Origin of the sequence: Acinetobacter nosocomialis NIPH 2119 (assembly GCF_000368085.1) — a bacterium.
Taxonomy (GTDB): Bacteria; Pseudomonadota; Gammaproteobacteria; order Pseudomonadales; family Moraxellaceae; genus Acinetobacter; species Acinetobacter nosocomialis.
This window is the reverse complement of record NZ_KB849239.1, coordinates 3117050-3132456: the sequence shown is the minus strand read 5'-3', so window position 1 is coordinate 3132456 and position 15407 is coordinate 3117050. Positions and strand designations below refer to the sequence as shown.

Genomic DNA, 15407 nt, shown 5'->3' with positions numbered 1-15407 from the left:
AGTTTAGGGCTTCAATCGTTTTTCACGTATACTACGTATAAACTCTTTTTGGATTGCATTTGTGAAAATTATTTTTGCTGGCACCCCCGAATTTGCTGCAACAGCATTGGCGGCTTTATTAAAAACTTCCCATGAAATTATCGCGGTTTATACTCAACCAGACCGTAAAGCAGGCCGTGGACAAAAACTAACACCGTCTCCTGTAAAACAGCTTGCACTGGAACATAATATTCCTGTTTATCAACCGCTTCACTTCAAAGCTTCAACTGAAGAAGGCTTGGCTGCTCAACAAGAACTGGCTGCTTTAGGCGCTGATGTCATGGTGGTTGCAGCATATGGTTTAATTCTTCCACAAGCTGTGCTCGATACACCTAAATATGGCTGTTTAAATATTCACGGCTCACTATTACCACGTTGGCGTGGTGCAGCGCCAATTCAACGCGCGATTGCAACAGGCGATGAAGAAACCGGCATTACCATCATGCAAATGGCGGCAGGTTTAGATACAGGCGATATGATGTATAAAACCTATTGCCCAATCACTTCCGAAGATACATCAGCGACTTTACATGACAAGTTGGCAGCACAAGGAGCAACAGCAATTTGTGCTGTACTCGAGTCAGAAGAAACTCTGCAAAAATATTTGGCAGAACGCGAAGTCCAAGACGAAAGCTTAACGGTCTATGCTCATAAACTCGTAAAGTCAGAAGCTCGTATTGATTGGTCTATAAATGCAGTTCAAGTAGACCGCAATATCCGTGCATTCAACCCTTGGCCAGTCGCTTTTGTTCAACTTGATGAAAATAATGCACTGCGTGTTTGGAATTCTCTAGTTTCTAGCCAAAGCAAAGCACATGCTCAAGCTGGTGAAATTATTGCAATTGATAAACAAGGCGTACATGTTGCTTGTGGTGAAAATACATTTATTTGTCTAACGAGTGTACAGTGGCCAGGTGGTAAAGCATTAAATGCTCAACAAATTGCACAAACTCAAAAACTTCATGTAGGACAGATTCTGCCATGAGTCAGGTTACTTCAAACTCATCACGTTTTAACCTGCGCGCTCAAGTCGTCCAAACGTTACTCAAAGTTCAGCAGGGCCAATCATTGGCTAGTATTTTAAATACACAGCTGAATCAAGTCGCAGAGCGTGATCGTGCGTTATTTCATGAACTTGTTCTAGGTACTTTACGCCAATGGTTCGCACTTAAGTCAATTAGTCTGCCTTTGCTCAGCAAACCTTTAAACAATGAGACAGTAGAAACCTGTCTATACGTTGGTCTTTATCAAGTTTTATGCACGCGTATTGCAGCGCACGCTGCCATCTCAGAAACAGTAGATGCGACTAAACAACTTGGTTTCCCTGCACTCAGCGGTATTGTGAATGCAATTTTGCGCCGAGCAACTCGCGAAACTGAGGACTTTCAACAAGGTTTACAGCAAGCCCATGGCTTACCAAGTTGGCTTTTTAAGCGTTTAAAAAAGGATTGGGGAGAACAAACAGAAGCTCTCTGCCAATCGTTAAAGCAAACCGCACCTTTAACTTTACGAGTAAACCAACGCCATATTGGTCGCGATGCTTATTTAGCAAAACTACAAAGTTTAGATATTCAGGCACGTGCGTGTACTCTATCTGGCGCGGGTATTATTCTTGAACAATCTGTACAAATTACACAGTTACCGGGTTTTGAACAGGGCTGGTTTTCTGTACAAGATGAACATGCACAGCTATGTGCAACCTTATTGCCTGATTTAAACAATAAAACAGTTATTGATGCGTGTGCGGCTCCAGGTGGAAAAACGGCTCATTTGCTTGAAAAATTTAAACCAGCCCAGTTAATCGCCATTGATCAGGATCCAAGTCGTTTAGTCCGTGTAACTGAAAACCTAAACCGACTAGCACTAGATCAAAGCCATACTGAAATTCTGGCAGCAGATGCAACCAAGTGGACTCCAGCCCAACCTGTAGATTGTATCGTGCTCGATGCACCTTGTTCTGCGACAGGTGTAATTCGACGTCATCCTGACATACGTCTATTGCGCCAATCTAGTGACATAGCCCAAACCATTGAGCTACAAAAGCAGATCTTAGAGCACATGTGGCAGCAACTTAAAGTTGGAGGCACCCTGCTTTACATCACCTGTTCAATTTTAAAAGCTGAAAATGAACAGCAGATGATTAGCTTCTTTGCAGAGCATACCGATGCAAAAGAAGTAAAAATTGAAGCAGATTGGGGAATTGAACAAGCTCATGGCAGACAACTGTTGCCAGAAGCACAATCTGGTGATGGATTTTATTATTGTAAAATTCAAAAAATTGCATAAAAAAAGCAGGCTTTTAAGCCTGCTTTTTTACTAGATCAGTATTAAAGAGTGTGCTGGTCTTTGACTTCTTCTAAGACTTCATCTAACTCTTCAGGATGTCTTGATAAATGTAAGATGGATAAAGCTAGTCCACCCCATACAAATACCATTGAAATTATCATCATCACGATTGCCGAAGTATTCATTATTTTATCCTCCTAGCGATCTTTCATTTTACTTAACACGATAGCAACGACTGCACAGAAAATCACACTGCCCCAGCCAAATACACCTTGTAAGCTCATACTATAAGTATCATAGCCATTTTTGATCAAATTAAAAACAGTCATAGTGAGTGTTGTTAATAGGATAAAAGTAGTGATCACGGTTAAGGTGAAATCCCATCCCTTACCCAATTGAATGGTTGAGATACGATTGACATGATCACGAAGCTCTCTAAGAGCTGAGCGCTTAAACCAAGCTACGCTAATAATTGATATCAATGCTCCCCCAATAATGCCAATGTTATTGATAAAATGGTCGACAATATCAACGAGCTTAATTGCATTTACACTTGAGAATAAAATAATTGAGACTAGAGCACTACCACCACCAATAATGGTTACCGCTTTCTTACGACTCCACTTCAACTTATCTTGCATCGCTGCAATAGGTACTTCCAAAATACTAACCATTGAAGAAATACCAGCTACAAATAATGAAGAGAAGAATAAAAGGCCGAATAGATCAGCACCAGAACCTAAACTTGAAATAATTTTAGGGAAGGCAATAAATGCAAGACCAATACCACCACTCACCACATCTTTAACTTCAGTACCTGCAGCATGTGCCATAAAGCCAAGCGCTGCAAAAATACCGATACCCGCTAAAATCTCTGTCGATGCATTCGCGAAACCAACGATAAGACCTGAGCCAGTTAAATTGGTTTTTGGTTTTAAGTAAGATGCATAGGTCACCATAATCCCGAAACCAACAGAGAGTGAGAAGAACGTATGACCATAGGCCGCTAACCAAACTTTATAGTCCATCATGGCAGACCAGTTTGGAGTAAAGAAAGCATTTAAACCTTGTACTGCACCCGGTAAACGTAATGACTGAATCACTAAAATCGTAAATAAGATGAATAATAAAGGCATAAAAATCTTATTAGATAATTCAACACCTTTTTTCACTCCACCATATAAAATGATTAAAGTCAGTGCCCAAATTCCAACAATTGGCCAGAATAAATGGCCTACAAACTGCAAATCAAAGCCAGTCGCTTTTGTGGTTTGTAAATAGGTATTGAAGAAGAAGCCTTCCGGGTCACTTCCCCACATTTGGCCAATAGAAAAATAAATGTAGCTACCAGCCCAAGTCAGAACACTTGCGTAATACAAACCAATAATGATACAGACGCAAACCTGCCACCATCCTAGAGTTTCTCCGCCTTTAAACAAAGCTCTATACGCTTTAGGAGGCGATCCTGTACTACGATGGCCTACTGCATAATCTAAAAATAGTAATGGTAAACCTGCCGTAATAAGTGCAAGTAAGTAAGGAATAAGGAACGCACCACCACCATTTTCATAAGCAACGTAGGGGAAACGCCAAATATTACCTAAACCAACAGCCGAACCAACGGCTGCGATAATAAAACCAGATCGTGACGTCCAGTTTTCACGAGAATCTGTCATAGAACACCTAATGTTAAAAGATTACTTATTTTTACTGCTTTTGTTGATTGTTATTCCGCACGCAAAAAAAGAACCAAAGAATACTTTTGTGTTTGATAGAGAATAAAAGGCACCTTTTGAGTATTTTTATTTTCATGTCAAACAAGCAAAAATAGAAAATTCTTCCTTAAAGATTTTTGTCCATTTTTTGCCCCTATATAGTTGAACAATACCCGTTTTTATTTATTTTTACTGTAATTTCCGTCTGAAATTTTACGTTTTTTAGAGATTTTGATTTAGATTGGTTATTTTTTAGCTAATATTCATGTTCTAAAACATATTATTAGAGAATATAAGCAATGATATTTTCTACCATTTAAATTATTTTCTACTTTATAAAGTAGATATATCAACCAATTTTAGATGAGTAAAATCACAGAATCTTACCGATGTATTACACAAAATTTATACTAAAATTTTTCCTAACAAGCTCCACTTAAAATCTATATTTTAATAATAAAATCAAAAACATAAATTAATAAAAATAATTATAATTCTAAAAGTTTTATATTCACCATTTTTCATCAATGCATAACTTCTCAGATGTCTATATCATGCGCTCAAAGATTTCTTTTCTTAGGATATGATGATGAAGATATTAAAAATGTCTTTTTTGACACTCGGGATGAGTCTTAGCGGATTTGCTCAAGCGGATTTTATAGGAGTTAAAGGGGACGTGGGCTATTGGTTTTACGATGGTAAAGCAAACATGTCTACACAATTGCCAGATGACCAAGACTTAGATCGAAAAGGCAGTGCACAACTTTCATTAGCATTCGAGCACCCAATCCCATTTATTCCAAATGCAAAAATTCGTTACGTTAATCTAGATACTCAAACTAAATCAGAGACCTTAGGTCAAGCTAACTATAAGATTAATTTAGATCATAGTGATTTTATTCTTTATTATGAATTACTAGATAATATTGTGAGTGTGGATGCGGGTCTAGGTGCAACCGTATTAAATGGTGATATCACCGCCTATACAGGTAAACGTGTAGATATTGATAAAACATATCCTATTGCTTATTTGTCGGGAGAAGTAAAACTTCCATTTACAGGTCTAAGTGCTAAAGGTGAAGCAACTTATACAAACTTTAATGATGCAAAAATCACAGATGCATTAGCAGAAGTAAAGTATAAATTTGTCGATAATTTAGTAGTCGATTTAGGCCTTAAAGCAGGCTATCGTGTACTCAATATTGACTTAGATGATTATGATAACAATGACCTTAAATTTGAGTTTAAAGGACCATATGTAGGCTTAGAAGCACATTTTTAGACTCAACGAGGGTGAGAGAAATATTCTTTCACCCTATTTTTTTATAATTAGAAATTACCGTCTCAATTCGACTTAAAATTTGTGGCCAACCTTTTCTCATACCCATAAAAGCTTGTTGTCCCAAAGAAGAATTCTCATTAAATCCCGAATGTTTAAGCTGCAAAAGTGTGCCCTCTCCTTGAGGAATTAATTGCCATCTTAGAGTTGTATCAAGTACACCAATTGCAAAGTCATATTCAAATAAAATTTCTTTATCAGCCACCTTAACTAGGCAATGTTGTACTCCAAAACTACCCATATCTAAAGTAAATTGATGACCAGCTTTAGGCTGAATATCTCCTTTAGCCCACCATTGTTGAATGAGTTCAGGTGTGGTCAATGCTTCCCATACTTTCTTAGGTGGATAGGGAATATATTGAGATAACTCAATTGCCTTCATCATTTTGTATTTTTCCATATTTTATCGAATTTATATTATTCTTGAAGTAATCATCTGACAAATAAAAAAACACCCCCACTCTTTAGAATGGGGGTGTTTGGAATAATGAGCTGGCGATGACTTACTCTCACATGGGTAACCCCACACTACCATCAGCGCTAAGAGGTTTCACTTCTGAGTTCGGGAAGGGATCAGGTGGTTCACTCTTGCTATGGTCGCCAGCACAACTGTTTATGGATACTTGCTTTGGTCTTATTAACTGCCGAAGCGTTTTCCAAATCTTTACAGACTGGGCTGATTGAATCTGACTGTGTTCATTTTAGCTAAGCGTTTAACTAAATCAAGTTGCTTTGTAGATTTATGAATCGATTGATGCTTTATATACAACTGCTTGGGTGTTGTATAGTCAAGCCTCACGAGCAATTAGTATTGGTCAGCTTCACATATCACTATGCTTCCACATCCAACCTATCAACGTCCTAGTCTCGAACGGCTCTTTAGAGGAATAAATTCCTAGGGAAATCTTATCTTGAGGTAGGCTTCCCGCTTAGATGCTTTCAGCGGTTATCCCTTCCGAACATAGCTACCCGGCGATGCGACTGGCGTCACAACCGGTACACCAGAGGTTCGTCCACTCTGGTCCTCTCGTACTAGGAGCAGATCCTCTCAAATTTCCAGCGCCCACGGTAGATAGGGACCGAACTGTCTCACGACGTTCTAAACCCAGCTCGCGTACCTCTTTAAATGGCGAACAGCCATACCCTTGGGACCTGCTTCAGCCCCAGGATGAGATGAGCCGACATCGAGGTGCCAAACACCGCCGTCGATATGAACTCTTGGGCGGTATCAGCCTGTTATCCCCAGAGTACCTTTTATCCGTTGAGCGATGGCCCTTCCATACAGAACCACCGGATCACTAAGACCTACTTTCGTACCTGCTCGACTTGTGGGTCTCGCAGTTAAGCGCGCTTTTGCCTTTATACTCTACGCGTGATTTCCGACCACGCTGAGCGCACCTTCGTACTCCTCCGTTACTCTTTAGGAGGAGACCGCCCCAGTCAAACTACCCACCAGACACGGTCCTCGTCCCGGATAACGGGACAGAGTTAGAACCTCAACATTACCAGGGTGGTATTTCAAGGACGGCTCCATTGGAACTAGCGTTCCAACTTCAAAGCCTCCCACCTATCCTACACAAGTAAGGTCAAAGTTCAGTGTCAAGCTGCAGTAAAGGTTCACGGGGTCTTTCCGTCTAGCCGCGGGTACACTGCATCTTCACAGCGATTTCGATTTCACTGAGCCTCTGCTGGAGACAGCGCCGCCATCATTATGCCATTCGTGCAGGTCGGAACTTACCCGACAAGGAATTTCGCTACCTTAGGACCGTTATAGTTACGGCCGCCGTTTACTGGGGCTTCGATCAAGAGCTTCGCTTACGCTAACCCCATCAATTAACCTTCCAGCACCGGGCAGGCATCACACCCTATACGTCCACTTTCGTGTTTGCAGAGTGCTATGTTTTTAATAAACAGTTGCAGCGGCCTGGTTTCTGCGGCTGTCATCAGCTCAGGAAGCAAGTTCCATCACCAACAACAGCGTACCTTCTCCCGAAGTTACGGTACCATTTTGCCTAGTTCCTTCAGCAGAGTTCTCTCAAGCGCCTTGGTCTACTCGACCTGACCACCTGTGTCGGTTTCGGGTACGATTCCTGTGTAACTGAAGCTTAGAGACTTTTCCTGGAAGCATGGTATCAGCCACTTCGCTGTACAAGTACAGCTTGCTATCGGATCTCAGTATAGAGTACCCCGGATTTGCCTAAGATACATACCTACATCCTTCCACCTGGACAACCAACGCCAGGCTGACTTAACCTTCTCCGTCCTCTCATCGCATTACACAGAAGTATTGGAATATTAACCAATTTCCCATCGACTACGCCTTTCGGCCTCGCCTTAGGGGTCGACTCACCCAGCCCCGATTAACGTTGGACTGGAACCCTTGGTCTTTCGGCGAACGGGTTTTTCACCCGTTTTGTCGTTACTCACGTCAGCATTCGCACTTCTGATACCTCCAGCATACTTCTCAATACACCTTCATCGGCTTACAGAACGCTCCCCTACCACTTGACTAATGTCAAATCCGCAGCTTCGGCACATAGTTTTAGCCCCGTTACATCTTCCGCGCAGGCCGACTCGACTAGTGAGCTATTACGCTTTCTTTAAAGGGTGGCTGCTTCTAAGCCAACCTCCTAGCTGTCTATGCCTTCCCACATCGTTTCCCACTTAACTATGATTTTGGGGCCTTAGCTGGCGGTCTGGATTGTTTTCCTCTTGACTACGGACGTTAGCACCCGCAGTCTGTCTCCCGGATAGTACTCATAGGTATTCGGAGTTTGCATCGGTTTGGTAAGTCGGGATGACCCCCTAGCCGAAACAGTGCTCTACCCCCTATGGTATTCGTCCGAGGCGCTACCTAAATAGCTTTCGGGGAGAACCAGCTATCACCAGGCTTGATTAGCCTTTCACCCCTATCCACAAGTCATCCCCTGGCTTTTCAACGACAGTGGGTTCGGTCCTCCAGTTAGTGTTACCCAACCTTCAACCTGCTCATGGATAGATCGCCTGGTTTCGGGTCTATACCCAGCAACTAAACGCCCTATTAAGACTCGATTTCTCTACGGCTCCCCTATACGGTTAACCTCGCTACTGAATATAAGTCGCTGACCCATTATACAAAAGGTACGCAGTCACACCACGAAGGTGCTCCCACTGCTTGTATGCATGCGGTTTCAGGATCTATTTCACTCCCCTCACAGGGGTTCTTTTCGCCTTTCCCTCACGGTACTGGTTCACTATCGGTCAGTCAGGAGTATTTAGCCTTGGAGGATGGTCCCCCCATATTCAGACAAGGTTTCACGTGCCTCGCCCTACTCGTCATCATTATGTGTGCCCTTTCGTGTACGGGAATATCACCCTCTACGTTCGCACTTCCCAGAGCGTTCCACTAAAACACACATAACTTAATGGGCTGATCCCCGTTCGCTCGCCGCTACTGAGGGAATCTCAATTGATTTCTTTTCCTAAGGGTACTGAGATGTTTCACTTCCCCTCGTTCGCCTTGCAACACTATGTATTCATGTTGCAATACCTACCTTAAAGTAGGTGGGTTCCCCCATTCAGACATCTCCGGATCAAAGGATATTTGCCGCCTCCCCGGAGCTTTTCGCAGGCTATCACGTCTTTCATCGCCTCTGACTGCCAAGGCATCCACCACATGCACTTAATTACTTGACTATACAACCCCAAACAGTCGATGTTACCTACAAGTTAGTAACTTCAACATTTCAGTTTAGAGCACTGTGTATTTAAACACTGTACAGCTTCAATCTAAATTCATATACCAAAACGCTTGATTCAGTTAATTTGCTAGTTCTCAATTAACTCCAAGATCAGAATTACTTCATCTCTCTTTGTTATTGAGTGAACAATTTATTTCAGACTCAATTTTGCCAATCTGTTAATGAATAAACATGCCTTCATCAGGTCATGCTTAATACTGTGATACTTAAATCACAGAAGTTAATAAATCAAGACCGAAATCTCTATTTACTAATTTCTGTAATCCGAACTTATCTTAAGTTCTGGTGGAGACTAGGAGAGTCGAACTCCTGACCTCCTGCGTGCAAAGCAGGCGCTCTACCAACTAAGCTAAGTCCCCAGCTTACATCATCAGTCATGTATCTTTTATCTATAACTTTAACCAGTCAAAGTCATGGTGGGTCTGACAAGACTTGAACTTGTGACCCCACGCTTATCAAGCGTGTGCTCTAACCAACTGAGCTACAGACCCTCAGATACATCTATGAAGAACAACTTGTTGTGGATTCTTACCAATCGTCAATCTTTCGTTAAGGAGGTGATCCAGCCGCAGGTTCCCCTACGGCTACCTTGTTACGACTTCACCCCAGTCATCGGCCACACCGTGGTAACCGCCCTCTTTGCAGTTAGGCTAGCTACTTCTGGTGCAACAAACTCCCATGGTGTGACGGGCGGTGTGTACAAGGCCCGGGAACGTATTCACCGCGGCATTCTGATCCGCGATTACTAGCGATTCCGACTTCATGGAGTCGAGTTGCAGACTCCAATCCGGACTACGATCGGCTTTTTGAGATTAGCATCACATCGCTGTGTAGCAACCCTTTGTACCGACCATTGTAGCACGTGTGTAGCCCTGGCCGTAAGGGCCATGATGACTTGACGTCGTCCCCGCCTTCCTCCAGTTTGTCACTGGCAGTATCCTTAAAGTTCCCGACATTACTCGCTGGCAAATAAGGAAAAGGGTTGCGCTCGTTGCGGGACTTAACCCAACATCTCACGACACGAGCTGACGACAGCCATGCAGCACCTGTATGTAAGTTCCCGAAGGCACCAATCCATCTCTGGAAAGTTCTTACTATGTCAAGGCCAGGTAAGGTTCTTCGCGTTGCATCGAATTAAACCACATGCTCCACCGCTTGTGCGGGCCCCCGTCAATTCATTTGAGTTTTAGTCTTGCGACCGTACTCCCCAGGCGGTCTACTTATCGCGTTAGCTGCGCCACTAAAGCCTCAAAGGCCCCAACGGCTAGTAGACATCGTTTACGGCATGGACTACCAGGGTATCTAATCCTGTTTGCTCCCCATGCTTTCGCACCTCAGCGTCAGTGTTAGGCCAGATGGCTGCCTTCGCCATCGGTATTCCTCCAGATCTCTACGCATTTCACCGCTACACCTGGAATTCTACCATCCTCTCCCACACTCTAGCTAACCAGTATCGAATGCAATTCCCAAGTTAAGCTCGGGGATTTCACATTTGACTTAATTAGCCGCCTACGCGCGCTTTACGCCCAGTAAATCCGATTAACGCTTGCACCCTCTGTATTACCGCGGCTGCTGGCACAGAGTTAGCCGGTGCTTATTCTGCGAGTAACGTCCACTATCTCTAGGTATTATCTAAAGTAGCCTCCTCCTCGCTTAAAGTGCTTTACAACCATAAGGCCTTCTTCACACACGCGGCATGGCTGGATCAGGCTTGCGCCCATTGTCCAATATTCCCCACTGCTGCCTCCCGTAGGAGTCTGGGCCGTGTCTCAGTCCCAGTGTGGCGGATCATCCTCTCAGACCCGCTACAGATCGTCGCCTTGGTAGGCCTTTACCCCACCAACTAGCTAATCCGACTTAGGCTCATCTATTAGCGCAAGGTCCGAAGATCCCCTGCTTTCTCCCGTAGGACGTATGCGGTATTAGCATCCCTTTCGAGATGTTGTCCCCCACTAATAGGCAGATTCCTAAGCATTACTCACCCGTCCGCCGCTAGGTCCAGTAGCAAGCTACCTTCCCCCGCTCGACTTGCATGTGTTAAGCCTGCCGCCAGCGTTCAATCTGAGCCATGATCAAACTCTTCAGTTAAAATCATTTTGCACCTTATTTATAGACAAGGTGCCAATTCTGGCTCATCAATTACTGACTTAAATTTCGCTCAAATAAACTTCGAGTAATTTAAACCAATCAATCAATGAAAATTATTTCGATTAATCAATCAGTAAAAATCCACACAAGTTGTTCTTCAATTCTCTTAATGATCTTCTTCCTGGTTCGTCACCAGCAAGCTAGGTCGGCTATATTACTCTTAATCTCTTAAAAGTCAACAGGTAATTTCGATATTTTTAAAACTTACTTCTCAAACCAACTTAACATCAAATTCATCACTTAAAGTAACCAATCTAATCTCAAGTAACTGTTTTTCAACAAGTTTCTATCTGCATCACCGCCGATGGATGTGCATTATAGACCATCCAAATCCCTTTGCAAGGGGTATTTCAGCCTTTTTCTCTTGAGTGCCGTTTTTTTCTACTATTTTGCGAAAAAAGTGATATATATGGCTTTTTTTTAGGCATTTTCACTACTTTTATTCATTTTTATTTTAGGAAAATTCAGTTCACCTTAGATTTTTGATTTCTTCTTATAGAGGTTATAGGCATATATAGCATTTTCTATTCCAAAGATTCCAAAGATAAACTAGAGTAAATACTCTATTTATTGATTCATACTTTCTTTTTTTTTCTTATTCTATTTTTCTACTTATTAAGTTAATTACAAATTGTTCCACGTGGAACCCTTAATTAATTTTGAGTTCCAGAAATAAAAAAAGCAGGATTACTCCTGCTTTTCACTATATAACTTTCTTAATCAGTGAAAGTTACACGTGCAATTGCCTTTTTACCTGACTGAATAATGAAAGTGCCATTTTCTTTTACAGAGAAACCTGCATCTACTACATTCCAGTCAACTTTTACTGCACCACGTGCTACAGCATCTTTTGCAGCTGCTGCATTCGGGTTTAGGCCTGCTACACGTAAAATCGTAGCAATAAAGATTTCACCTCCAAACTCACCACGTGAAATAGTCACTTCAGGTGTATCTTCTGGCACCTCACCTTCTGTAATACGGTTACCTGCACTCTTATGAGCATTGGCAGCTGCTTCAGCATCATGGAAGCGTTCAACCAACTCGAGTGCAAGAATACGTTTTACTTCTTGTGGATTACGACCAGCCGCGATTTCATCTAATAAAGCTTTGATCTCATCTAGAGATTTAAAACTTAATAAATCGAAATAACGTTCGATTAAAGAGTCAGGCATTGATAATACTTTTTGGTACATAGCACCTGGCGCATCAAAAACACCGATATAGTTACCTAAAGATTTAGACATTTTATTTACGCCATCTAAACCTTCTAGAATCGGCACAGTGATACACACTTGTGATTCTTGGCCATAACGGCTTTGTAAAGTACGACCCATAAGTAAGTTAAAGGTTTGGTCTGTACCACCTAACTCAACGTCAGCTTCAAGCGCAATTGAGTCATAGCCTTGAACTAAAGGATATAAGAACTCATGAATCGCAATTGGCTGATGGTTGCTATAACGCTTAGTAAAGTCATCACGCTCTAACATGCGCGATACGGTTTGTTGACTCGCTAACTGGATAAGGTCAGCAGCAGACTTTTGGTTAAACCATTCTGAGTTAAAACGTACTTTTGTTTTATTCGGGTCTAAGATTTTAAAAACTTGTTCTTGATAAGTTTTAGCATTGGCTTCAACTTGTTCACGTGACAACGGCGGACGAGTTGCACTTTTACCAGTTGGGTCACCAATCATCGCTGTATAGTCACCAATCAAGAAGGTAACTTCATGGCCCAAGTCTTGGAACGTTTTTAGTTTGTTAATAAGAACCGTATGTCCTAAATGTAAATCTGGTGCTGTAGGGTCAAAACCAGCTTTAATTTTAAGAGGACGATTCTCTTTAAGCTTTTTCAGTAAATCTTCTTCTGAAATAATTTCGTGCGTGCCTCGTTGGATGAGGGCAAGCTGTTCTTCGGCGGGCAAGAAATTTGACATCACAAAACCTAAACACATCAGTTATTCAATTTGTGCGATATACTAACATTTTTTCAGCGTCTTGCAGGGGAAGTTGCATATGAGCGCAATCTATATCGGCGTAATGACTGGCACTAGTATGGATGGTGTAGATATTGTTGCGGCTTCATTTGAGCCACTACAGCTTCATGCCACTCTTACAGTTCCTTTCGAACCCGAGTTACGTGATGAGCTTATGGCATTAACTTTACCCGATGACAATGAAATTGACCGTATGGGTAAAGCTGATGTTGCTCTAGCCAAAATGATTGGTCATGGGATTAATAGCTTAATTGAAAAGCATCAATTAGACCGTAGCCAAATTAAAGCGATCGGTTCGCATGGGCAAACTATTCGTCATCGTCCAGAGCATGGCTTTACGTTACAAATTGGCGACCCAAACATTATTACTGAAATCACTCAAATCCCGGTTGTTTCAGATTTCCGTCGTAGAGATATGGCTGCAGGCGGACAAGGTGCTCCATTAGTCCCAGCTTTTCATCAAGCATTATTTCAACATCCAAGCATTCATCGTGTGATTTTGAATTTAGGCGGCATTGCCAATGTAAGTATGTTGCCTGCCAATAATCCTGACGGCGTATTTGGTTTTGATACGGGGCCTGCGAATATTTTGATGGATGCATGGTGTCATCGCCATACGGGTCATCCATATGATGAAAATGGTGATTGGGCTGCTTATGGGCATCCTATTCGCTCTTTACTCGACCGCCTTCATGCGCATGAATATTTTTCTAAAGAGCCCCCTAAAAGTACGGGACGTGAAGATTTCAATATTGACTGGCTAGATGATCAGTTAATCGATTGGCGTAATGATTTAACTTACGATGAGTTAGAAGATACACCAGAAAATATTCAAGCAACCTTATTAAAACTTACTGTGCGTGCTATTCAAAAAGCGATTTATCGTTCTGATATGGAAACTGGCGAAGTATATGTATGTGGTGGTGGGGCTTATAACTCTTATTTGTTAGAACAATTACGCTGGCGTTTACGTAAGCACAATTGGTCAGTTCAAACCACAGATGTTTTAGGACTCTCCCCTACCTGGGTCGAGGCTACAGCATTTGCATGGTTAGCAATGCGTTTTGTGAATAGTTTAAGTGGTAATTTACCAGCAGTAACTGGTGCGTCTGATTTTAGAATTTTAGGAACAATCACGGCGGTATAAGATTTTTTATAAGTTCTTTTACCTAGATTCGACCTCATAGCACATTTACTGACCCGAAATGCTGTTATTTAAATGTGCATAAAAACTCATGATAAATGCCAACAAAAATAAGTAAGGCATGTTGTTATGGATTTGACCAAACGTATTCATCAATATATTCGTGGGGCTTGGACATTCGATGTGATTGATTCAGGCCCTTTAGATGGTCCACTTGTTGTTTTATTGCATGGTTTTCCAGAAACTGCCCATAGTTGGGAGCAAACCTCTGAACTATTGCATCAGCATGGGTTTAGAACACTTGCGATTCATCAACGTGGTTATAGTCTAAATGCTAGACCACAAAGCCGCTTTCATTACGCTTTAAGTGAACTAACTGAAGATGTCGCAGTTTTTATTAAGGGGCTTGGTCAACCAGTTTATTTAATTGGGCACGATTGGGGTTCTGTAATTGCGTCTAGTGTAACCATGAAGTATCCACAATATATTCAACATCTCACTTTAGTTTCTGTACCTCATCAAGCTGCTTTTTTAAAAGCTTGTTTAAGCAGCAGACAACTTTTTAAATCTTATTATTTTGCAATTTTTCAGCTCCCGATTCTGCCCGAACTTTTATTTAAAAAGATGCCTAAATTAGGCCGTAACTTTCTTAAGTCATCTGGCATGACCGAGCAGCAAATTGAAATATTCGAGACGGAGTTTATAAAAGAAAATAGGCTAACTACGGCGTTGAATTGGTATCGTGGATTTTTCTGGGATAAACCTCAGAATCCTTTTAAATTAATAGATGTGCCAACTCTGTTTATTTGGGGTAAAGATGATATTGCCGTTACTGAAAAAAGCGCCGAGCTAAACTCACGTTATTTTAAAAATAGTTATAAAGCTATTTTCATGAACGCTTCTCATTGGATTCCTTATCAGAATGCACCTGAACTGGTTCAATACTTTTTAGAATCTATCAGTGAAAAATAATGATTTGACTAATAAAAAAACCTCTCAAAATAG

9 protein-coding genes, 2 tRNA genes and 3 rRNA genes are annotated in these 15407 nt (G+C 41.8%); 5 read left to right on the top strand and 9 right to left on the bottom strand.

Annotated elements, in window-relative coordinates:
- The first annotated feature begins 61 nt into the window (after positions 1-61).
- The gene (fmt, locus tag F984_RS18465) at positions 62-1024 is read left to right on the top strand and encodes a methionyl-tRNA formyltransferase (RefSeq protein WP_004711293.1); all 963 of its coding nucleotides are present in this window, start codon (positions 62-64) and stop codon (positions 1022-1024) included.
- The gene (gene rsmB / locus F984_RS18460) at positions 1021-2325 is read left to right on the top strand and encodes a 16S rRNA (cytosine(967)-C(5))-methyltransferase RsmB (RefSeq protein WP_004711291.1); all 1305 of its coding nucleotides are present in this window, start codon (positions 1021-1023) and stop codon (positions 2323-2325) included. The genes fmt and rsmB overlap by 4 nt, the downstream gene beginning before the upstream one ends.
- Before the next feature lie 41 nt (positions 2326-2366).
- On the opposite strand, the gene F984_RS18455 is transcribed toward rsmB, so the two are convergent.
- Entirely contained in the window at positions 2367-2510 is a 144-nt protein-coding gene (locus F984_RS18455; protein WP_002053803.1) for a methionine/alanine import family NSS transporter small subunit, read from the bottom strand.
- Between the two features lie 12 nt (positions 2511-2522).
- On the bottom strand, positions 2523-4001 hold the full coding sequence (locus F984_RS18450) for a sodium-dependent transporter (protein WP_002053942.1): 1479 nt from the start codon (positions 3999-4001) through the stop codon (positions 2523-2525).
- Between the two features lie 628 nt (positions 4002-4629).
- On the opposite strand from F984_RS18450, the gene F984_RS18445 reads away from it, so the two are divergent.
- Entirely contained in the window at positions 4630-5322 is a 693-nt protein-coding gene (locus tag F984_RS18445) for a TIGR04219 family outer membrane beta-barrel protein (RefSeq protein ID WP_004711287.1), read from the top strand.
- A 28-nt stretch (positions 5323-5350) separates the two neighbouring features.
- Here the strand turns inward: F984_RS18445 and F984_RS18440 are convergent, their stop codons facing one another.
- The 7 genes from F984_RS18440 to tyrS form a co-directional block, all read right to left on the bottom strand.
- Entirely contained in the window at positions 5351-5764 is a 414-nt protein-coding gene (locus F984_RS18440; RefSeq protein ID WP_004711284.1) for an SRPBCC family protein, read from the bottom strand.
- Positions 5765-5869: 105 nt separating this feature from the next.
- Positions 5870-5984, bottom strand: a 5S ribosomal RNA gene (gene rrf, locus F984_RS18435).
- A 179-nt stretch (positions 5985-6163) separates the two neighbouring features.
- A 23S ribosomal RNA gene (locus tag F984_RS18430) occupies positions 6164-9054 on the bottom strand.
- A gap of 348 nt (positions 9055-9402) precedes the next feature.
- Positions 9403-9478, bottom strand: a tRNA-Ala gene (locus tag F984_RS18425).
- Between the two features lie 55 nt (positions 9479-9533).
- Positions 9534-9610: transfer RNA gene (locus F984_RS18420), tRNA-Ile, on the bottom strand.
- A gap of 59 nt (positions 9611-9669) precedes the next feature.
- Positions 9670-11207, bottom strand: a 16S ribosomal RNA gene (locus F984_RS18415).
- Together the 16S, 23S and 5S rRNA genes with 2 tRNA genes alongside form the textbook arrangement of a ribosomal RNA operon.
- 776 nt (positions 11208-11983) lie before the next feature.
- Positions 11984-13216 carry a tyrosine--tRNA ligase gene (gene tyrS / locus F984_RS18410; RefSeq protein ID WP_006581460.1) on the bottom strand — a complete coding sequence of 411 codons (1233 nt, stop codon included), beginning with the start codon at positions 13214-13216 and terminating at the stop codon, positions 11984-11986.
- A gap of 61 nt (positions 13217-13277) precedes the next feature.
- On the opposite strand from tyrS, the gene F984_RS18405 reads away from it, so the two are divergent.
- Together F984_RS18405 and F984_RS18400 are read left to right on the top strand one after the other, a co-directional pair.
- Positions 13278-14405 (top strand): anhydro-N-acetylmuramic acid kinase, encoded by a 1128-nt coding sequence (locus F984_RS18405; protein WP_004711281.1) that lies wholly within the window; start codon positions 13278-13280, stop codon positions 14403-14405.
- A gap of 126 nt (positions 14406-14531) precedes the next feature.
- On the top strand, positions 14532-15374 hold the full coding sequence (locus F984_RS18400) for an alpha/beta fold hydrolase (RefSeq protein ID WP_004711278.1): 843 nt from the start codon (positions 14532-14534) through the stop codon (positions 15372-15374).
- Positions 15375-15407: the final 33 nt, after the last annotated feature.